The following is a 19,337-nucleotide window of genomic DNA, read 5'->3' on the forward strand; positions in this document are numbered from 1 at the left end:
CTGCGAAGGTCAACTCGGCGTCTGCACCCGGGCGATGAGCAGGGCCACGTCGTCGCTGTTGTCAGGCTGGTGCAAGGTGCGCAGGAGAAGGTCGCAGACCTCCTCCAGCGGGCGGTCGGGGCCGGCGAGGAGTTCCAGGAGCGCGTCGAGCCGTTCGTCGAGGGGGTGTTGCCGGGTCTCGACCAGCCCGTCCGTGTAGAAGACCAGCCGGTCGCCGGGCTCCAGCGCCACCGTGGTCGTCGTAAAGGCCACCCCGCCCACCCCCAGCGGCGCCCCGGTGGGCAGTTCGAGCAGCTCCGGGGCCTGTCCGTCGCGCAGCCGCACCGGCGGCAGATGCCCGGCGTTGGCGATCCGGCACTGGCGCAGATGCGGGTCGTGGACGGCGTACACACACGTGGCGATGGAGTGGTCCAGGCCCTCGGTGGTCCGGTCCAGATGCTCCAGCAGCCGGGCCGGATCGAGGTCGAGGTAGGCCAGGGTGTTGGTCGCGGTGCGCAGCCGGCCCATGGTCGCGGCGGCGCTGACCCCGCTGCCCATGACGTCGCCGACGACCAGCGCGGTCTTGCCGTCGTCCAGCGGGATCACGTCGAACCAGTCGCCGCCGACCTCGGCGGTGGCACCGGCGGGCTGGTAGCGGGAGGCGACCTCCAGGCCGCCCGTCACCGGCGGATGGCTGGGCAGCAGGCTGCGCTGGAGGGTCAGGGCGGTGTCGCGGGCGTTCTGGTACCAGCGGGCGTTGTCGATCTGTACGGCGGCGCGGGCCGCGAGTTCGCGGGCCAGCAGCAGGTCGTCCGCGTCGAACGGCAACGGGTTGCCGGTGCGCTTGAGGTCGAGGGCGCCGAGCACCTCGCCGCGTGCGATGAGCGGCACGGCCAGATAGGAGTGCACGCCCGCGGCGGCCAGCCGTTCGGCCGCCTCCGGGTCGCGGGCGATCCGGGGCAGGTCCGCGGCCCGGACCTCGGGCACCATGACCGGGCTGCCGGTGCGCACGCACTCGGTCACCAGCCGGTCGGGCCCGTACCGGGCGATCCGGCCGGGCGGGTCGGCCGCCGCGAGCGCCTCGGTGGGTCCCGCCGCCCGTACGGCCAGCGCGCGGATCACCGCCGGCTCGGCCGGGCCCAGGCTGCTGCGTCGGCCCGCCACCACCGCGTCCAGCAGATCCACGGCCGCGATGTCGGCGAGCTCCGGCACGGCGACGTCGGCCAGTTCGAAGGCGGTGCGGTCCAGCTCCAGCGTGGTGCCGATCCGGGTGGAGGCGTCGGCGATCACGGCAAGCCGCCGCCGCGCGGCCTCGGCCTCGACGCTCGCCCGGTGCTGCTCGGTGATGTCCACGACCGAGCAGGCCACGCCCAGCACCGTGCCGAGGGCGTCCTCCAGCCGGTACAGCGAGACCGACCAGACGTGGTCCTCGTCGGGGTCGGCCGGGGTCCGGCCGACGCTGGACTGGTCCACCAGCGGCACACCGCTGTCGAGCACCTGCCGTGCGGCTGCCTCCAGTGCGTCGGCGTCCACCTGCGGCAGGACCTCGCGGACGGTACGGCCGAGGTGCTCCTTCGCCGGTCTGCCGTTCAGGCGCTCCAGCGCCGGGTTGACCGAGACGTACCGCAGATCGGTGTCGAGGACGGCCAGCCCGATCGGGGACTGGGTGACCATCCGCGTCGACAGCGCCACGTCGCGCTCCAGCCGGCGCACGGTCGACTGGTCGGCGGCCAGGCCCAGCGCGTACACATCGCCGCGGTCGTCCAGCAGCCGCATGTTGCGGAACTCCACCAGACGGGTGCTGCCGTCCTTGTGCCGGACCGGGAAGGCCCCGGCCCAACCCTCGCCGGTCTCCATCACGTCGGCGAACAGCTTGACCACGAGGTCGGCATGCTGTTCGTGGATCATCAGCCGGACCGCGAGCTCGCCCAGCGCCTCCTGGGCGGTGTAGCCGAAGAGCTCCTCGGCCTGCGGGCTCCACAGCACGATCCGGCCCTCGGGGTCGAGCACCACGGAGGCCACGCCCAGCACGTCGAGCAGCCCGCTCGGCCGTACGGGACCGCGCACCGGTTCGTCCTGCCGCGCGGGTTCGCGCAGCGGCTCGTCGCCCCGGGTCACGGGAGATCCGGCTGCAGTCATCCCACGCACCGCCTTCGCCCTCTTCCACGGCACGCCGTCCCCCGTGCCGACTCCCCTTGTTCTACCGCGCTCAACCGTCTCCGCTACCTCCGCGTCGCTCACCTCCACCATCCCTCAACACGGAGGTGGCCGTCCCGGGAAGTGCTGGGAACAAGACCATGATTGGTCTGTACATGACCATCTGAGCACGCCACACTGTCCGCCGAGCGCACCCACCCCCCGACAAGGAGCCCGTCCATGCCCCTGCGCGCCCGGCAACGTTGTCACGCCGTCCTGGCCTGCCTCGCCGCCCTCGCCAGTGCCGCCGTCCTCTCCGCCGCCCCGCCCGCCTTCGCCGCCGACACCTGGACCGAGGTCGGCTCCGACCGCGCCGACCCGCTGACCGAGAGCCAGGGACTGACCTCCGTCGAGGTCCCGGCCGGCAGCCCCAACCGCTACACCGGCATCGGCACCATCCCCTGGGGGGTGAGCAGCCGCGGCTGGAATCACGTGGGCGACCCGGACGCCTCCTACGACGGCTACTACATCGAGCCCTACCAGGCCGACTCCGGCACCGCGAAGATGTTCCGCGTACAGGCGCCCGGCGGTGCCTGGTCGGAGTACGTCCACACGCTGAGCAGCGGTGAGGCGCTGAACAACTCCTGGGTCGCCGTCGCGCCCGGCGGCCAGTGGATGCTCGCGGGGGAGTGGGGCACCATGAACCGCCTGCTGGTCTTCCCGACCCCCGGAGTCAACCCGGGCACCTCGCCCTCGGTGAACCTCCCGCAGGCCTCCACCGTCCGCCTCGACCACGCCGTACGGGACCTCCAGGGCTGCGACTTCTCCGGGCCGACGACGCTGCTGTGCTCCTCCGACGACCCCGCCGGCACGCTCTTCGGCATGACCAAGCCGCTGCTGCAGATCGACCTGTCCGCCGAACCGAACGGCACCTCCGACGTCACCGGCCATGTCACCGCCCTGCGTCAGCTCCCGCTGCGCAGCGGCTGCTCGGGCACCTTCGAGACGGAGGGCGTCGACTACGACCGCCGCAGCGGCACCCTGCGGGTGATCGTCCTGTCGCCGGGCTTCTGCATCCTGACCGACAGCAAGACCTACCGCTTCACCCGAAGCTGACACCGCGCCCCTCTCGGGGCTGTACATCCCGGAATGTAGTGGTTTTCTGGGAGTGCGGCACGGTGCCGCGGGGGAACCCGCAGCCGTACCGCGGCGCGGCCCTGAGAGGAGCGATCACGATGGACAGTGCGCGACTGCACCCGGAATCCGTCTCGGTGGAGATCAGCGGATGCAGCAAGGAGGACGCCCGGGTCGTGTTCGACGCCCTGTGCGCCTGCTTCGACTCCGACCGGTGCGACGAGGACGTACCGAAGGACTGGCACGAGACCCGGCCGACGGTGTGGCTGGGCACGTTCGAGGTCTCCGAGCCGCACAAGGGCGCTCACCCGACCGCCCGCCTGTCCGCCTCCGTCGAGGCCGACGTACAGGGCGGCTACTGGGCGATCGACCGCTTCCGCACCACCCTGCACGACCTGTTCACGGTCCATGACCTCAGCACGGCCTCCGGCGATCAGGAGCGGGAGCTGCACGTCCGGCTGGAGAGTCGGTGACCTGGGTCTCCCTTGTTGTGCAACTAGTTGCATAAACCGTGCGCGGTCCTCTACAACAGGGGGACGACACCGCGCACGGAGGGGCCCGATGAGCCGTTACCCGCACCTGCTGAACCCGCTCGACCTGGGCTTCACCACGCTGCCCAACCGCGTCCTGATGGGCTCCATGCACGTGGGCCTGGAGGAGGCCGAGCGCGGCTTCGAGCGCATGGCCGCGTTCTACGCGGAGCGGGCGCGCGGCGGCGTGGGCCTCATCGTCACCGGCGGTATCGCACCCAACGACGAGGGACGGCCCTACGAGGGCGGCGCCAAGCTCACCACCGAGGAAGAGGCCGCACAGCACACCGCGATCACCGAGGCCGTCCACCGCGAGGGCGGCCGGATCGCCCTGCAGATCCTGCACTTCGGCCGCTACGCCTACCACCAGGACCTCGTCGCCCCGAGCCCGCTCCAGGCCCCGATCAGCCCCTTCCCGCCGCGCGAGCTCACCGACGCCGACGTCGAGCGGACCATCGACGACTACGCCCGCACCGCCCGCCTCGCCCGCCAGGCCGGCTACGACGGCGTCGAGATCATGGGCTCCGAGGGCTACCTCATCAACGAGTTCATCGCGCAGCAGACCAACCGGCGCACCGACCGCTGGGGCGGCTCGTACGAGAACCGCATGCGCTTCCCCGTCGAGATCGTCCGCCGGGTGCGCGAGGCCGTCGGCGAGGACTTCATCATCATCTACCGGCTGTCCATGCTGGACCTGGTCCCGGGCGGCTCCACGCTCGACGAGGTGATCACCCTCGCCAAGGCCGTGGAGGCCGCCGGAGCGACGATCATCAACACCGGCATCGGCTGGCACGAAGCCCGCATCCCCACCATCGCCACCTCCGTGCCGCGCGGCGCCTACACCTGGGTCACCAAGCGGCTCATGGGCGAGGTGTCCGTCCCGCTCGTGACCACCAACCGCATCAACACCCCCGAAGTCGCCGAGGAGCTGCTCGCCGGGGGGTACGCGGACATGGTCTCCATGGCCCGCCCGATGCTCGCCGACCCGGACTTCGTGAACAAGGCCGCCGAGGGCCGCTCCGAGGCCATCAACACCTGCATCGGCTGCAACCAGGCCTGCCTCGACCACACCTTCAGCGGGAAGATCACCTCCTGCCTGGTCAACCCGCGCGCCTGCCACGAGACCGAGCTGGTGCTGGCCCCGACCCGGCTCGCCAAGCGCGTCGCCGTCGTCGGCGCGGGCCCGGCGGGCCTCGCCTGCGCGGTGAGCGCCGCCGAACGCGGCCACGACGTCACCCTCCTGGACGCCGCGAGCGAGATCGGCGGCCAACTGAACGTCGCCCGCCAGGTCCCCGGCAAGCAGGAGTTCGACGAGACCCTGCGCTACTTCCGCCACCAGCTCGACGCCCGCGGCGTCGACGTCCGCCTGAACACCTGGGTGACGGCCGAGGACCTCGCCGGCTACGACGAGGTCGTCGTCGCCACCGGCGTCACCCCGCGCACCCCGGAGATCCCCGGCGTGGACCACCCGAGCGTCGTCGGCTACCTCGACGTCCTGCGCGACAAGGCGCCCGTCGGCGACCGGGTCGCGATCCTCGGCGCCGGCGGCATCGGCTTCGACGTCGCCGAGTTCCTCACCGACGGCGGCGACAAGGCGAGCGAGGACCCCGAGACGTACTTCCGCCACTGGGGCGTCGACCTCGACTACACCGGCCCCGGCGGCCTCGCCGCCCCCGAGCGCCCCGCCCCGCCGCGCACCGTCCACCTGCTCCAGCGCAAGACCACCAAGGTTGGCGCCGGCCTCGGCAAGACCACCGGCTGGATCCACCGCACCGAGCTCAAGCACCGCGGCGTCACCATGGTCCCGGGCGTGCGCTACGACCGTATCGACGACGCCGGACTGCATGTCACCGTCGGCGAGGAGAGCACGGTCCTGGAGGTCGACACGATCGTCCTGTGCACCGGCCAGGAGCCGCGCCGCGACCTGTACGAGGAGCTGGTCTCGGCCGGCCGCAGCGTGCATCTGATCGGCGGCGCCGACGTGGCGGCCGAACTGGACGCCAAGCGCGCGATCAAGCAGGGCACGGAAGTGGCGGCCGCCCTGTAGAGGGCCCTCCCTAGGATGAGCCCATGTCACTCCCGCACGCGATCCTCACCGCCCTGCTCGAAAAGCCGTCGTCGGGGCTGGAGCTGACCCGCCGGTTCGACAGGTCGATCGGGTACTTCTGGTCGGCGACGCACCAGCAGATCTATCGCGAGCTGGGAAAACTGGAGGCCGACGGGTTCATCCGCGCCCTGCCGTCCGAGCAGCCGGCCCGCGGGCAGAAGAAGAGCTACGAGGTCCTGCCCGCGGGCCGCGCCGAACTGGCCCGCTGGACCGCCGCCTCCCAGGACCCCAAGCCGCACCGGGACACGCTGCTGCTGCGGATGCGCGCGGGCGCGGTCGTGGGCACGGAGGGCCTCAAGGGTGACCTGGAGCGCCATCTCGACCTGCACCGGCGGCAGTTGGCCGAGTACCAGCAGATCGAGCAGCGTGACTTCCCGCCGGAGCGGGACAGCCCCCAGGACCGGTTGCAGCACCTGGTCCTGCGGGCCGGCATCGATCTGGAGACCTTCTGGACGCAGTGGCTCGCCCACGCCCTGGAGGAGTTCGACGCGTTGTCGGACGGTGAAGGTCAGAGGCGGTAGGGCTTCGCCCGGCGGCGCAGGAACCAGGCCGTGGCCACGGCGCCCACCGCCACCAGACCCCCGCCCGCCGCGAGCGTCAGCGTGCCGTAGTCCTTGGCGGCACCGCCGAGACCGCCCATCACGCCGCGGGACGGAGAGGCCGTCGCCGAGATGGTGGGCGTGGAGCCGGCGGAGACGATGACGGACTGCGTGCCCGCGGTCTGGTTGTTGTACGCGCACATGACGATGACGGTGTACGTGCCCGGGCTGACGTTCGACCAGGCGGCGGACTGCTGGCTGGTCGTGCCCGACAGCGCCACCTGACGCCCCTGGGCGAAGTTGGCCTGGCTGCTGGTGAGCAGTGAGGCGGTGCCCCAGCTGCCGGTGGAGTTGGTCTGGTTGCACGCGCTGGTCGTGACCGAGACCGTCGAGCCGCTGGTGCTGACCGAGATGCCGGACTGGGCGGCGGCAGCCCCGGCACTCAGGGCGAGCGGAAGCGCGGCGGCGGCCGCCACGGTCAGGCCGGAGCGGAGGAGTGGCGATGAGTTGCGCATGTGGACTGCCCTCCGGCTGCACGGTTGGCGGTACATCCCTTGCGCCGCCGAGGTCGGGAACGCCCGTGCTGCCTCAGGGGAAGCCAACGTCCCCCCGGCCGGGCCCGCATGCGGACCGCCCCCGGGCAGGTGACGGATTCCATCGTCCGGCCCAGGCTCGGGGTCCGTCACGGCCGTATGCGGGAGGGGAACCTCAAGGCCGTACGCCGCCCGTCGTCACGGTCCGCTCCGCCGAGAACCCGCCCCACGACCCGTCGGGCAGCCGGGCCCGGATTCGCACCCGGTGGCTCACCCCCGCCTCGCGCCCCGCGTAGAAGCTGTACGTCGCCTTTTCGCGCGGCGCCCGGCCGCCGAACACCACCGAGGTGGCCGTACGGCCGTCGAGGCGGACCTCGTACTCGGTGACCATGCCGTCCGTGCGCGGCGGGACCCAGCTGAGGTCGATGTAGTACGCCCCGTCGGCGGTGTCGCGGTGGGTGGTGGCGCGGAAGTCGGCGGGTGCGGTGCCGCGGCCGTCGTCGGCGCCGGGCGCGGTGGTGAGGCGGACGGCGGCGCCGGTGGGGGAGAGGTTGTCCGCCGCGTCGCGGGCGCGGACCGTGAAGGAGTAGCGGGTGCCCGGCCGCAGCCCAGTCAGCACGGCCGCGGTCTGGTTCCCGCCCACACTGTGGATCTTCGTCCCGCCCTGGTGGATGTCGTACGAGACCACTGCGCGGTCGTCCTGCGACGCGGACCAGGACAGCTGGACGGCCCGGCCGCCGATCGCACGGCCCTTCAGCCCGCCCGGCGCGGTCGGGGCCGAGGTGTCCGCGGCGGCGGAAGCGGGAGTGGTCGCCCCGACCTCCCGGCTGGGTGGCCCGAGGCGTCCGTCGGTGTCCCGGGCGCGCACGGTGAAGACGTACGCCGTGGACGGGCGGAGCCGGACGACGTCCACCATGTGTGCGTCACCCGGCACGTCCTTGACCTTGGTGGTGCCGCGATACACCTCGTAGCCGTCGATGTCCCGGCCCCCGGCCACCGCGTTCCACATGACGTGCACGCTGGTCGCGCTGCCCGCCTCGGCCGTGACGCCCGTGGGGGCGCCGGGCAGCGGTACGGCCTCGTCCTGGCTCGACCAGCCGCAGGCCGTGACCAGGGCGAGCGTGCCGCAGTACACGGCAAGGCGGCGGAGGGAAACGGCAACCGGTCGCACGACTCTGCCTCCCCGGGGACGGCGCGCCGCGACAGCCCGCGCGGCATTGGTCCGGACCAATATGCGCCTCTGACGCGATCACATCAAGAGGGGGGAGGGGTTGGTGACCGTTCCCGGGAGTTACGTATGCTGGCCCCTCACGGCTGAACTCCCTTGGACGGATCGGGAGTTCACGCCGATGGCGCGGACCGCTGTCGTCGCTGATCCCGCGCCGGCCGTGGGTGGTCGGGGGCAGGAGCCGGCACAGGCTCAGGCCCCCGGCCCCTGCCGGAATTTCGGCCGCGTGCCGCCATTGGACGGGACCGTGCACCGTCCGGCCCCCCAAAGGTGGCCGCCTCGGCACTGCGGCACCAGGGTGGGCTGAGTGTCCGTCAGTGTCCCCCAGGAGAGGGTCCCTTATCGTGCGTGTCCAGTCGCTGACACTGGCCGCGGCAGGCGCCGCGCTGCTTGCCCCGACCACGCTGCCCGCCGAGCCCCTGGCCGAGGAGAGGCCGGTGGTGCGCGAGGGTGACGTACGCGCCGCCGACCTGCTGGCCAAGGTGCGTGACTGCGACCGGATCTCGCGCGGGCGCTACCGCAGTGACGACGGCAGGCCCGCGACGATCCCGGTCTGCGGCACCCGGGACGCCGTCTTCTGGAAGGCCGACATGGACATCGACTGCGACGGCCGGCCCGGCCGCCGCTGCAACCGCCGCAGCGACCCGTTCTTCTCCGACGCCACCGCCTTCCAGCAGTCCGACGGCCGCTACCTGAGCGCCGAACGTCTCCCGTACGTCGTCGTGCCCGCCGCGAGCCGCATCTGGGACTACCGGGAGCACGGTGTGCGCGGCGGCTCCGTCGTGGCCGTGGTGCACCGGGACCGCGTGCAGTACGCGGTCGTCGGCGACGTCGGCCCGCACGGCATCATCGGCGAGGCCTCCTATGCCACCGCCCAGGCCCTCGGTATTGACCCCGACCCGCGCGGCGGCGGCACCAACGCCGACGTCACCTACATCGTCTTCAAGGGCACCAGGGTGCAGCCCATCGAGGACCACGAGGCCGCCGTGGCGGTCGGCGAGCGGCTGGCGCGGCGGTTCGTGAACGGGAAGTGAGCCGACGGGCACCCCGCTCCCGCGCGGTCAGACCGCCGACCAGCCGTCGTCGACGGGCAGCACCGCACCGTTGATGTTGCTCGCCGCGTCCGAGGCGAGGAACACGATGGCGGCGGCCTGCTCCTCGGGCTGCGCGAGGCGGCCGACATTGACGAAGTGCGGGCCGAGCGCCGTCGGCCCGTGCGCACTCTGCTCGGCGTCGACCACGATGCCGGTCCGGGTGCCGCCCGGGGCGATGGCGTTGGCGCGGACGCCCTGCTTGCGGTACATCACCGCGAGGTTCTTGGTCAGACCCACGATCCCGTGCTTGGAGGCCGTGTACGCGGCGCCTGCTGCGCTGCCCCGCAGGCCGGCCTCGGAGGCGGTGTTCACGATCGCCCCCTTGCCCGCGGCCAGCATGTGCGGCAGCACGGCCCGGGTGAGCAGGAACGGGGCCGTGAGGTTGACGCGAATGACCCGCTCCCACTCCGCGTCGCTCACATCCGCCAGGGCGGACATGCGGTCCATGATCCCGGCGTTGTTGACCAGGACGTCCACCCCGCCGAAGCGCTCCACGGCGGTGGCCGTCACCTCGTCGACCACCGACTGCTCGCTCAGGTCCCCGGTCACGGCGACCGCGGTGCCGCCCGCCTCCTTGATCTCCTTCACGACCGCCTGCACGCCCTCGGCGTTGAGGTCCGCCACCACCACCCGGTCGCCCTGGGCCGCGAAGGCCAGGGCGGCGGCCCGCCCGATGCCCGAGCCCGCCCCGGTGACGATGACGCTGCGTCCGTCGAGTTCGCCGGCCATGAAGTGCTCCTGTCCGTGTCCCTGCGCCAGGGCCGTGTGCCCTGTGGTCGCCCACTCTACGACTTAATGTCTCTGTGTGACATAAAGTGGTGGTGGAGAATTCCGGGAGAGTGATCGTCGCCAGCCGGAGGAACACATGACCGCAGCCAGCGGACGCACGGGACGGCCGCCCCTCACCGCGGAGCGCAAGGCCGAGATCCGGCTGGAGATCGCCCGTGCCGCGGTGGACCTGTTCGTCGCCCAGGGCGTCACGGCGACCACCGGCGAACAGATCGGCCAGGCGGTCGGCGTCTCCGCGCGGACCGTGTGGCGCTACTTCCCGAGCAAGGAGAGCTGCGTACGGCCGCTGTTCTCGGCCGGCATCGACGTCATCGCCGGCTGTCTGCGCGACTGGCAGCCGGGACAGCCCCTGGACCGGCTCCTCGACGGGCCGTTCGCGACCGGGGACGGCCTGGTCGCGGGCCCCGAACGCGCCACCGCCGGCGCCCTCGTACGACTCACCCGCACCGAGCCCGGCCTGCGCGCCGTCTGGCTCCAGACCTACGACGAGGCCGAACCGGTCTTCGCCCGCGCCCTCGCCGAACGTGCCGGCCTGCCCGCCGACGACCTCCGGCCGGTGATCCAGGCAGCCATGTTCAACGCGGCCCTGCGCGCGGCCGTGGAACACCACGCCTGGCACAGCGAGGCGGAGGGCGCGGCGAGGGGGGAGGAGCTGGAGGCGACGATCCGCACGGCCCTGGTGGTGGCGGCACGCGGGATCGAGTGAGGGTCGGCGGGCCGGAGGCGCGCCGGCATCTGACGTGGCGACGGTGCAGCGGGGCTACCCGTACCGGGGTGCCCCGCTGGACCGTCGGCCGTCACTGCTTGCGATACGTGTAGGCCTCCGCTGCCGCCGCCTCCACGGCCGTCAGGTCGGCCCCGGTGGACGCCGTGACGACCGCGGCCACCGCGCCCTCGACGAACGGGGCGTCCACCAGGCGGGTGTTGTCGGGGAGTTCGTCGCCCTCGGCGAGCAGCGCCTTGACGGTGAGCACCGCGCTGCCGAGATCGGTGAGGACGGCGACCCCGGCGCCGCGGTCCACGGAGGCGGCCGCCGCGGCGATCAGTTCGGCGCTGGTGCCCAGGCCGCCGCCCTCGGTGCCGCCCGCCGGAGCCACGGGCACCGCGGTGCCGCCGCCCGCGAGCCCCTTCGCCAGCTCGGCCACCGACGCGGCCACCTCGGCGCTGTGCGAGACCAGCACGATCCCGACGAGCTTGCCGTCACTCACCGTTCGCCTCCGCGAGAGCCGCGACCAACAGCGCCGAGGACGTCGCGCCCGGGTCCTGGTGCCCGATGCTGCGCTCGCCCAGATAGCTCGCCCGGCCCTTGCGCGCCTGCAACGGCGTCGTGGCGAGGGCGCCCTCCTCGGCGGCGGCCCGCGCCGCGGCGAAGCCGCCGGTGAGCGCGTCCACGGCCGGCACCAGCGCGTCGATCATGGTCTTGTCGCCCGGCGCGGCGCCGCCGAGCGTCATCACCGCGTCCACGCCGGTACGGAAGGCCTCCGCGAACTGCTCCTCACCGACCTCGGCGGCGTCTCCCAGAGCCTTGCCGGTGCGGCGCAGCAGCGTGCCGTAGAGCGGGCCGGACGCGCCGCCCACCGTGGAGATCAGCTGCCGTCCGGCCAGGGTCAGGACCGCGCCGGGCGTGTCCGGGGACTCCTTCTCCAGCGTCGCGGTCACGGCGCGGAAGCCGCGCAGCATATTGCTGCCGTGATCGGCGTCGCCGATGGGCGAGTCGAGGGCGGTGAGCCGTTCCGCCTCGCGGTCGACGGACACGGCGGTCGCGGCCATCCAACGGCGGAAGAAGTCGGCGTCGAGCACAGGATCTCCTTGCGTGGTAGGTACGTTGCCAGCCGGATGCCGTCCGCTCACATGCCCCAGCGCAGCCCCGCCGTCTTCACCGGCGCGTCCCACAGCCGCAGCAGCTCCTCGTCGATCTGGCACACGGTGACCGAGGCGCCGGCCATGTCGAGGGACGTGACGTAGTTGCCGACGAGGGTGCGGGCGACGGCCACGCCGCGCTCGGTGAGCACCCGCTGGACCTCGGCATTGAAGCCGTACAGCTCCAGCAGCGGGGTCGCGCCCATGCCGTTGACCAGGACCAGGACCGGGTTGCTCGGGCTCATGTCCTCCAGGATCGCGTGCACGGCGAAGTCGGCGATCTCGCCCGACGTCATCATCGCCCGCCGCTCCCGGCCGGGTTCGCCGTGGATGCCGATGCCCAGCTCCAGCTCCCCGGGCGGCAGTTCGAAGGTCGGGCTGCCCTTGGCGGGCGTGGTGCACGCGCTCAGCGCGACGCCGAAGCTGCGGGAGTTCTCGTTGACCTGCCGGGCGATCGCCTCCACCCGCTCCAGCGGCATGCCCTCGTCGGCCGCGGCACCCGCGATCTTCTCCACGAACAGCGTCGCGCCGGTGCCGCGCCGCCCGGCCGTGTAGAGGCTGTCGGTGACGGCCACGTCGTCGTTGACCAGCACCTTCGCCACCTGGATGCCCTCGTCCTCGGCGAGTTCGGCGGCCATGTCGAAGTTGAGGACGTCGCCGGTGTAGTTCTTCACGACGAACAGCACGCCCGCGCCGCTGTCCACGGCCGCCGCGGCACGCACCATCTGGTCGGGCACGGGCGACGTGAACACCTCACCCGGGCAGGCCGCGGACAGCATCCCCGGTCCCACGAACCCACCGTGCAGCGGCTCGTGCCCCGAACCGCCACCGGAGACGAGGGCGACCTTTCCGGCCACGGGAGCGTCCCGCCGTACGATCACACGGTTCTCGACGTCCACGGTCAGCTCGGGGTGCGCGGCCGCCATGCCGCGCAGGGCGTCCGCGACGACGGTCTCGGGGACGTTGATGAGCATCCTCATGGGTACCTCCTGGTGAAGTTGGCAGATGGGCCTCTGGCCTGTGTTTCAGCAGGTCAGAGGAGGTCAGGTCGATATTTGATCTGGGCGGTTCGTGGCGGCGCGAGGCGAGTCCTGGCGGTGCTGATGCTGACTCAATGCTGACTTTGATGAGGGTCTGCCAGTTCCCTGGGTCGTCGGAACGGGGTGGTCGGGGGACGCCGTTGTCGGCAGTATCGACCTTGCGGTAGTGAAGGTCACGTGCGCGGACGCAGTTGAGCGCGCCTGGGGTCTCCGGCTGGGTCTGTGGATGGACCGCGCGGCAAGAGCCCAGAACGCGACATGTGAAAGCCCGGGTGAGACGTGGCCAGACCCTCTCCGTTCCCGGGGGAACGGGACCGGCGTATAGCCCGACTCGTCTGCTGGTACCTGCGGCTTTGCCTGGATAAAGGCCTCCGATCTGGGACGGAGGCCCTTTCCGGTCTTTCAGCGGCTTGCCGCGTCAGGCGGCAAGAGGTTCCTCGGAAGTGCCTCGGGCAGGGCTGAGAGTTCCTGAAAAATCCCTGGAGGTCAGGGGCGGACGAGGCCTTTGAGCTGGGCGTTCGCGACAGTCATCGGGATCGTCCCATCGCTCCTATGTCAAGCGGCCGTTGCGAGGGTGATCACGGGTTGGTGTGACGCCCGGGCATCACGTTGGAGTGCCCGGCTCGGCGCTCGACGGGGAGTGGAAGAGCATGCCCTTGGGGAAACTGCGGGCGCGGTCCGGGTCCTCGTTGTCGACCAGCATGGCGCCGCCGGCCACGAGCACCTTGCCGTCGGGGAGTTGGGTGTGGCCGCCGCAGAAGAGGTCCGCCGGGCTGTCGATCTTCTTGAAGGTGTCGGCGGCAGGGTCTCACAGTGAAGGGTGGCGACGCGCGATCGCGATGCATGACCAGCCATTCATATGGACATGGAATTCATTTTCATTTATCTTGAGGGTGCCGACTCCGTGCGAGTCGCAGGAGGTGATGCGCCATGGGCGGTCGCGGCAGGACGGGCCGACAGCGCGATGCGGTCACGCGCGCACTCGCGAACTGCCAGGACTTCGTGTCGGCTCAGGAGTTGTACGCACTTCTCCTGGCCGGCGACCACGCAGTCGGCCTGACCACCGTCTACCGCGCCCTGCGCGAACTGGAGGCGGAGGGCGGCGTCGACGTCGTACGCGAGGAGGCCGGCGGACGGCTCTACCGACTGTGCCCCGCCGACGGACACCGCCACTACCTGATGTGCCGTGACTGCGGCCGCAGCCGCCCGGTGGACTCCGAGGTCGTCGAGGAGTGGGCGGGCCGGATCGCGGCCGAGACCGGCTTCGCCGCGGTCGAGCACACCGTCGAACTCACCGGCGTCTGCGCCGACTGTCTGCCCCGCGCGGACGCGTGCCGACCGTCCAGGGGCGAAGGAGGAGAGCCGCCATGCCACTGGGAGCACGCCTCGGACCGGCCGAGCCGAGTGCGCGGCTGCGCGAGCTGAAGGAGGCCGTGCGCACTCTGCTCGGACTCGACGACGACACCGCCGTCATGGTCCGTCAGCTCGCCTGCACCGAACCGGGCTGCCCGCCGCTTATGACGCACGAAGCTTTTCGCGGGGCCTGAAGGGGGCTGGAAAACCGTCTCTGACCTGCATGTTGTCTGGAGCAGGCCTAAATGCACACCTTCCCGATGACGCATCATGTGGAGTGCGTCGCCATCCTTGAACCGGCCGTGAAGGGCGCCTGACCTGTGGTTTTGCGTGTGGGCATTATGTGCGGTGTGGGCGTTACGGGCGATATCTTGACGCTCGTTCTGATGGGGTGTCAGGCGATCTTCGGGGCAGGTCAGGTCCTGTCCAGGTGATCGGAGCGCATGCTCCGGCGTCTTGCTTCTGGAACGCGACCTGCTGGCCTGCCAGTTGATGCCCCTCTCACCACACGGGCACAGCTGACCTAGGGAGGCTCGTTCGGCTATCGCGCGAGTCGAGAACCAGCAGGCCACCTTCACTCGCAGCTTCAGCCTGTTCAACACCTGCCAAGCTCCACACGCCCAGGCAAGGGTGCTGCAAGGGACATGCAAGGAAAGCACCGTGCGTACGGGGAACCTCCCTGCCGTTCGTTATACGCAGCGACGAGCGATGGGGGATCGCGTGTCCGTCGGAACGACGAAACCAGCATTGATCGAGCAAGGGCACTGGCTGACGATTCGGGACTGCAAGAGGGTCCTGGTGGTCGTGCACACCGTGACCTTCGCTCAACGCTTGCGCGAGGTCTTCGAACTGCTGGAGACCGACCTGCGCATTCAACTGCTCTTCACGATCGCACCACATGCCTTCGGCAACGGAGTCACCGAGTTCCTGCGAGGCCTGGGCATCACCACGGTGCCCTGGGAGGAGGCCCTGCGCGCCGAGTTCGACCTCGCGATTGCGGCGGGCTCCCGCGGAGTGCATGAGTTACGGACCCCGGTCGTACGCATCTCGCACGGGGCCGGACAAATCAAACTGCTCACCGACGTCACCGCGCTGGCTCCGGGAGAGCGGAGGTCGCCCGGGATGCTGAGCCGCCAGCACCTGCTGCACCAGGGGCGGCTGGTGCCGGCGGCGGTCGTGTACGCCCACAACCGCGATGTGGAGGAACTCGCCCGCTCCTGCCCCGAGGCACTTTGCGTGGCCCACGTGGTGGGCGATCCGTGCGTCGATCGGATCAGGGCGGGCAGGCCAGGGCGGGAGTCCTATCGCCGTGCGCTGGGAATCGAGGACGGACAGCGGCTCGTGGTCGTCACCTCCACCTGGGGACCGGCATCGACCTTCGGGCGGCTCGACTCCCTCCTGCCGCAACTGCTCAGCCAGTTGCCGGGGCGTGAGTACCGCGTGGCGATGCTGGTGCATCCCAATGTGTTCGCAGGGCATGGCATCCGGCAGGTGCGCGGTTGGCTGTCCAGCTGCCGGCGCCAGGGGATTGCAGTCGTCCCTCCGGAGGCCGACTGGCAGGCGTTGCTGATCGCGGCTGACTGGGTCCTCGGCGATCACGGATCACTGACCGCGTACGGGACGCTCACGGACGCCACGATGGTCCTGATAGCCGGAGCCCGGCCCGAGGTGTCGGCCTACTCGCCGGCCTCGTTGCTGGCTGCCGTCGCCCCCGTGGTCTCTCCGGCCTACCCCTTGGCGGAGCAACTCCAATACGCGGCACAGCTGCACGGTCCGGGACAGTACGACCATGTCGCCGCCTCGCTGTCGTCAGCGCCGGGCCAGTTCCATCGACTGATGCGTTCCGTCCTCTACCGCATGCTGGGGCTGGGGGAACCCGCCCGTCCGCCGTTCGTCGCGCCGCCCCCGCTGCCGCCGCTGCTGACGAGCTGGGAGACGCCCGCCGGCAGCGGGGCGGCACTGTGAGCGGTCGGCGCGCGATCCAGGAGCATGATGCCGCGTGGGCCACGGTGTGCTTCGGGCCGGTGAAGGGCGGCGCGACACCCCGTGACGACGGCATGGACGAGTTGTCGACGCTCGTCGTCTGGCGCTCGGAGGCGGCGTACGGACCGGTACTCGTCCGATCCGACCCGCTGGCCTCGAACGCGGGACGCCACGCGTATCCGGGCCCGCCCGCCTGCCGTCACGCACCCCGCCCGATTCCCTGCGATGTGCACCTGTGGGTGGACGCGGACACCACGGATCGGACAGCGTTCAGGGAACTGGCCGATGTGCTGGTCAGCCGTGAGCTACTGGCACCGGAGTCGGCGCATCGGCGGGTGCACGAGTTGCTGGCGGGCCATCCCGGATGCATGGCCGCCGCCGTACGCGACACCGACTCGACGTGCGTCATCGGCGTACGGAATCGCGCGGATGTGGTGTGGGTCGTACGGTCCGAGCCGGGCGACGCGGACACCCCGGCTTCTCCGCACACGGTCGGCTCGGTCGTCCACGCTTGGGTGATGTCCGGAGGATCGCCGCGCGTGCTGCGGTCCGTCATCCCGACGACACGCCGTTGACCGGCAGGGCGGCCGGCCGCGGCGGGCGTTCATCTCTGCCGCAGCCGGTCGTCCAGCCGCTGCGCGTCCTCGGGGCTCAGCCGCCGGAAGAGCTCCCGGGCGGCCTCGTAGTGGTGCACCGATGCCGCGCGATCACCGGATGATTCGGCGGCCTGGCCGAGCCATTCCAGACAGCGTGCTTCCCAGTGCTCTGACCTGGCTTGCGCGGTTCGAAAGAGGGCGAGAGATTCCCGGAGCTGCCGGATGCCTTCGTCGTGGTCCCCGCCGCGGTCCAGCACATGACCGAGAAGGGCCAGGACGCGGGTCGCCTCGTACGTCTCTCCCAAAGAGTCCAGTTCGGCGTGGGCCCGCTGGAGTTGCTCAGCTGCCGCAGCTAAGTCTCCTGCGGCCAGGGCGGTTTCGCCGAGCCGGCGGCGGGAGAGAGCGGCACCGCGCCGGTAGCCGATCGACTCCCTCAGCCGCAGGGCATGCTCGAAGTGATCGTGTGCGGAGTCGAGTTGGTGGGTCAGAAGGCCGATGTGTCCCAATCCGCTCACTGCTTGCGCCTGTTGGCGTACGTCCCCGTCGGCGGCGGCCATGTCCAGCGCCTGTCCGTACCAGTCAGCCGCCTCCGCGTATCGCCCGGCGTTACGCAACCCGATCGCGCCGGAGGTGAGCATGCGGCCCGCACCCTGCCTCGCACCGCTCCGGCGTGCCGCGTCGAGTCCGAGTCGGTGCGCCTCGATCCACATCTCTGAGGGACGTAACCGCAGAAACAGGGGCCACATGGCGTCCGTCAGACGCCAGCAGGAGGTGTACCAGCCGGCGCGAGCCGCGTGCCGTACGGCGCCCATCAGGCCGTTGCGGTGCGTGTCCAGCCAGGCGAGCGCCTCCGCGGGACCCGCGAGTGGGCTCGGCGGCACCGTTCCCGTGAGCACGTCGTGCCCCGGCAGCCGATGGCTGGGCGTGAGAATGCTCTCCGCCGAAGCCGCCGTGGACAGGCACCAGCCGACGAAGCGGCGCAGGGCGCACTCGTGTTCGTCAGGGTCCTCGAATTCTTCGCCGAGCCGACGGGCATGGGACTGGACGAGATCATGGAATCGATACGTGCCCGGACCCGTCTCCTCCAAGAGATTGGCCTCCAACAGAGCGTGGATGGCCATATCGGCTGCGTGCCCGGTGTCCGGAGATCCCTCGCCGCTGTCCACGAGGGCCGTCAGCAGAGATAGGTCGTAACGGTCCGCGGGCAGTATGCCCATCAGGCGGTACAGTGCTCGGCTCCCGTCCGGGAGGCTGTCGTAGGACATGTCCAGGGCTGTACGCATCACGGCCTCCCCATCCACGCGCAGTGTGTCGGCGGCACCTTGTCCACGGGAGAGACTGTCGGCGAGGGCGGACACGGAATGGTGAGGCCGCAGGGCGAGCCGGGCGGAGGCCAGGCCCACGGCCAGCGGCAGATGACCGCACAGCCTGACCACTTCCCGTGCGGCGGCCGGTTCCCGCTCCACGCGAGTTCCGCCACCGACGGCGAGGAGTTCGACGGCGGATGCCGCAGGCAGCCCTTCCAACCGATGCACGGACGCTCCGTCGACACGCAGGCCGGTCAGGTAACTTCTGCTGGTCACCACAGTGAGGCCGGTCGGCGTACCGAGTAACAGAGGGCGTACCTGGGCGGCCGTGAAGGCGCTGTCCAGCAGGACGGCCAGCCGCAGTCCTGAGGTCAGCGAACGCCACAGCGCGCTGCGCTGTGCGAGCCCGGCCGGGACTGCCGAGGCGCCCAGTGTGACCAGGAAGGCTTCCAGGACGGAGGCGGGGGAGGCGGGCTCTGCTTCTCCATTGGCGTCCTGTCTGCCCAGGTCGGCATAGAACTGGCCGTCGGGAAAGCTGTCCGCGTGCTCATGCAGCCAATGGGTGGCGAAGGCGGTCTTCCCGACGCCCGCCAGACCGCTGACCACCACGACCTGCGGTGCGTGTGCCGGCCTTTGGGCACGCAGGACGTCGAGGGCCTGGCGGTCGGCCTCCCGGTCGATGAACCGTGGTGTCACCGGCGGTAGCTGCCAGGGCACCGGGGGACGGGGCGGGGGCGATGGGGACGGCTGGTGGAAGTGGACGCCCCCGTGGATGTCCCGAGCCTGCACGGTGGGGCCATGGAGCACGGAACCGCCATCAACGATGTTGGTCGTCGCGGACGTGGCGGCGGGATGCCGGCGCAGCCACGCGGTCAGCGCCTGCCTTGTCGAAGGGTCACGAGATGCCAATTCACGGAGTGTCTGTGCCAGCTCCTGTGACAGTGCCCCCTTGACGGGCTGTCCCTTCTCGGCATGCGGGGGCCAGAGGCGCGTCAACGATGGGTCCACTCGGGCCGCGACGTTCACCACTCGGGCCAGATCGCGGCACTCCGGGGCTTCCGAGTCGGCGCCACAGGCGGCAATGGCCGCCAGCAACGCCTCCAGTCCGTCCGAGGAGAGGGAACCCACC

Annotated in this window: 18 protein-coding genes; 9 read left to right on the top strand and 9 right to left on the bottom strand. The window is 71.2% G+C overall.

The features are described 5' to 3' along the window. Positions 1 to 9: 9 nt before the first annotated feature. Positions 10 to 2,118: a SpoIIE family protein phosphatase gene (locus tag AB0Q90_RS12835; protein WP_363164231.1), complete on the bottom strand. Its 2,109-nt coding sequence runs from the start codon at positions 2,116 to 2,118 to the stop codon at positions 10 to 12. A gap of 237 nt (positions 2,119 to 2,355) precedes the next feature. On the opposite strand from AB0Q90_RS12835, the gene AB0Q90_RS12840 reads away from it, so the two are divergent. From AB0Q90_RS12840 to AB0Q90_RS12855, 4 genes are all read left to right on the top strand, one after another. Beyond that, complete coding sequence (locus AB0Q90_RS12840) at positions 2,356 to 3,231, top strand: hypothetical protein (protein WP_363164232.1); 876 nt, start codon at positions 2,356 to 2,358, stop codon at positions 3,229 to 3,231. Positions 3,232 to 3,350: 119 nt separating this feature from the next. Continuing rightward, positions 3,351 to 3,722 (top strand): hypothetical protein, encoded by a 372-nt coding sequence (locus tag AB0Q90_RS12845; RefSeq protein ID WP_363164233.1) that lies wholly within the window; start codon positions 3,351 to 3,353, stop codon positions 3,720 to 3,722. 88 nt (positions 3,723 to 3,810) lie between these two features. Further along, complete coding sequence (locus tag AB0Q90_RS12850) at positions 3,811 to 5,826, top strand: NADPH-dependent 2,4-dienoyl-CoA reductase (RefSeq protein ID WP_363164234.1); 2,016 nt, start codon at positions 3,811 to 3,813, stop codon at positions 5,824 to 5,826. Between the two features lie 23 nt (positions 5,827 to 5,849). Next, complete coding sequence (locus tag AB0Q90_RS12855) at positions 5,850 to 6,407, top strand: PadR family transcriptional regulator (protein ID WP_363164235.1); 558 nt, start codon at positions 5,850 to 5,852, stop codon at positions 6,405 to 6,407. On the opposite strand, the gene AB0Q90_RS12860 is transcribed toward AB0Q90_RS12855, so the two are convergent. Together AB0Q90_RS12860 and AB0Q90_RS12865 are read right to left on the bottom strand one after the other, a co-directional pair. After that, positions 6,395 to 6,940: a hypothetical protein gene (locus tag AB0Q90_RS12860; RefSeq protein ID WP_363164236.1), complete on the bottom strand. Its 546-nt coding sequence runs from the start codon at positions 6,938 to 6,940 to the stop codon at positions 6,395 to 6,397. The two genes, AB0Q90_RS12855 and AB0Q90_RS12860, sit on opposite strands and share 13 nt — an antisense overlap. A 193-nt stretch (positions 6,941 to 7,133) precedes the next feature. After that, complete coding sequence (locus tag AB0Q90_RS12865; protein WP_363164237.1) at positions 7,134 to 8,129, bottom strand: fibronectin type III domain-containing protein; 996 nt, start codon at positions 8,127 to 8,129, stop codon at positions 7,134 to 7,136. Positions 8,130 to 8,530: 401 nt separating this feature from the next. Between AB0Q90_RS12865 and AB0Q90_RS12870 the strand changes: the two genes are divergently transcribed. After that, on the top strand, positions 8,531 to 9,220 hold the full coding sequence (locus tag AB0Q90_RS12870; protein ID WP_363164238.1) for a glycoside hydrolase family 75 protein: 690 nt from the start codon (positions 8,531 to 8,533) through the stop codon (positions 9,218 to 9,220). Between the two features lie 27 nt (positions 9,221 to 9,247). Here AB0Q90_RS12870 and AB0Q90_RS12875 read toward each other — a convergent pair whose 3' ends face one another. Further along, the gene (locus AB0Q90_RS12875) at positions 9,248 to 10,009 is read right to left on the bottom strand and encodes a glucose 1-dehydrogenase (protein WP_363164239.1); all 762 of its coding nucleotides are present in this window, start codon (positions 10,007 to 10,009) and stop codon (positions 9,248 to 9,250) included. Between the two features lie 136 nt (positions 10,010 to 10,145). On the opposite strand from AB0Q90_RS12875, the gene AB0Q90_RS12880 reads away from it, so the two are divergent. Beyond that, positions 10,146 to 10,775: a TetR/AcrR family transcriptional regulator gene (locus AB0Q90_RS12880; protein WP_363164240.1), complete on the top strand. Its 630-nt coding sequence runs from the start codon at positions 10,146 to 10,148 to the stop codon at positions 10,773 to 10,775. 91 nt (positions 10,776 to 10,866) lie between these two features. Here the strand turns inward: AB0Q90_RS12880 and AB0Q90_RS12885 are convergent, their stop codons facing one another. The 4 genes from AB0Q90_RS12885 to AB0Q90_RS12900 all read right to left on the bottom strand — a co-directional run bounded on the left by AB0Q90_RS12885 (position 10,867) and on the right by AB0Q90_RS12900 (position 13,687). After that, entirely contained in the window at positions 10,867 to 11,277 is a 411-nt protein-coding gene (locus tag AB0Q90_RS12885) for a PTS fructose transporter subunit IIA (RefSeq protein ID WP_363164241.1), read from the bottom strand. After that, entirely contained in the window at positions 11,270 to 11,869 is a 600-nt protein-coding gene (gene dhaL / locus AB0Q90_RS12890; protein ID WP_363164242.1) for a dihydroxyacetone kinase subunit DhaL, read from the bottom strand. Before dhaL ends, AB0Q90_RS12885 begins: the two co-directional genes overlap by 8 nt. Before the next feature lie 47 nt (positions 11,870 to 11,916). Continuing rightward, positions 11,917 to 12,909, bottom strand: coding sequence for a dihydroxyacetone kinase subunit DhaK (dhaK, locus tag AB0Q90_RS12895; protein ID WP_363164243.1), 993 nt, complete (start codon positions 12,907 to 12,909; stop codon positions 11,917 to 11,919). A 664-nt stretch (positions 12,910 to 13,573) separates the two neighbouring features. Continuing rightward, positions 13,574 to 13,687, bottom strand: coding sequence for a hypothetical protein (locus tag AB0Q90_RS12900; protein ID WP_363164244.1), 114 nt, complete (start codon positions 13,685 to 13,687; stop codon positions 13,574 to 13,576). Positions 13,688 to 13,899: 212 nt separating this feature from the next. Between AB0Q90_RS12900 and AB0Q90_RS12905 the strand changes: the two genes are divergently transcribed. From AB0Q90_RS12905 to AB0Q90_RS12915, 3 genes are all read left to right on the top strand, one after another. Further along, complete coding sequence (locus tag AB0Q90_RS12905) at positions 13,900 to 14,394, top strand: Fur family transcriptional regulator (protein ID WP_363164245.1); 495 nt, start codon at positions 13,900 to 13,902, stop codon at positions 14,392 to 14,394. Between the two features lie 759 nt (positions 14,395 to 15,153). Beyond that, complete coding sequence (locus tag AB0Q90_RS12910) at positions 15,154 to 16,287, top strand: hypothetical protein (protein WP_365733055.1); 1,134 nt, start codon at positions 15,154 to 15,156, stop codon at positions 16,285 to 16,287. Beyond that, positions 16,284 to 16,880, top strand: a complete 597-nt coding sequence (locus AB0Q90_RS12915) for a hypothetical protein (protein WP_363164247.1) — start codon at positions 16,284 to 16,286, stop codon at positions 16,878 to 16,880. Before AB0Q90_RS12910 ends, AB0Q90_RS12915 begins: the two co-directional genes overlap by 4 nt. A gap of 29 nt (positions 16,881 to 16,909) precedes the next feature. Here the strand turns inward: AB0Q90_RS12915 and AB0Q90_RS12920 are convergent, their stop codons facing one another. After that, positions 16,910 to 18,904 (bottom strand): hypothetical protein, encoded by a 1,995-nt coding sequence (locus tag AB0Q90_RS12920; protein ID WP_363164248.1) that lies wholly within the window; start codon positions 18,902 to 18,904, stop codon positions 16,910 to 16,912. Positions 18,905 to 19,337: the final 433 nt, after the last annotated feature.

The sequence above is a fragment of the Streptomyces sp. NPDC079141 genome, assembly GCF_040686775.1.
In the GTDB taxonomy this organism is placed as follows: Bacteria; Actinomycetota; Actinomycetes; order Streptomycetales; family Streptomycetaceae; genus Streptomyces.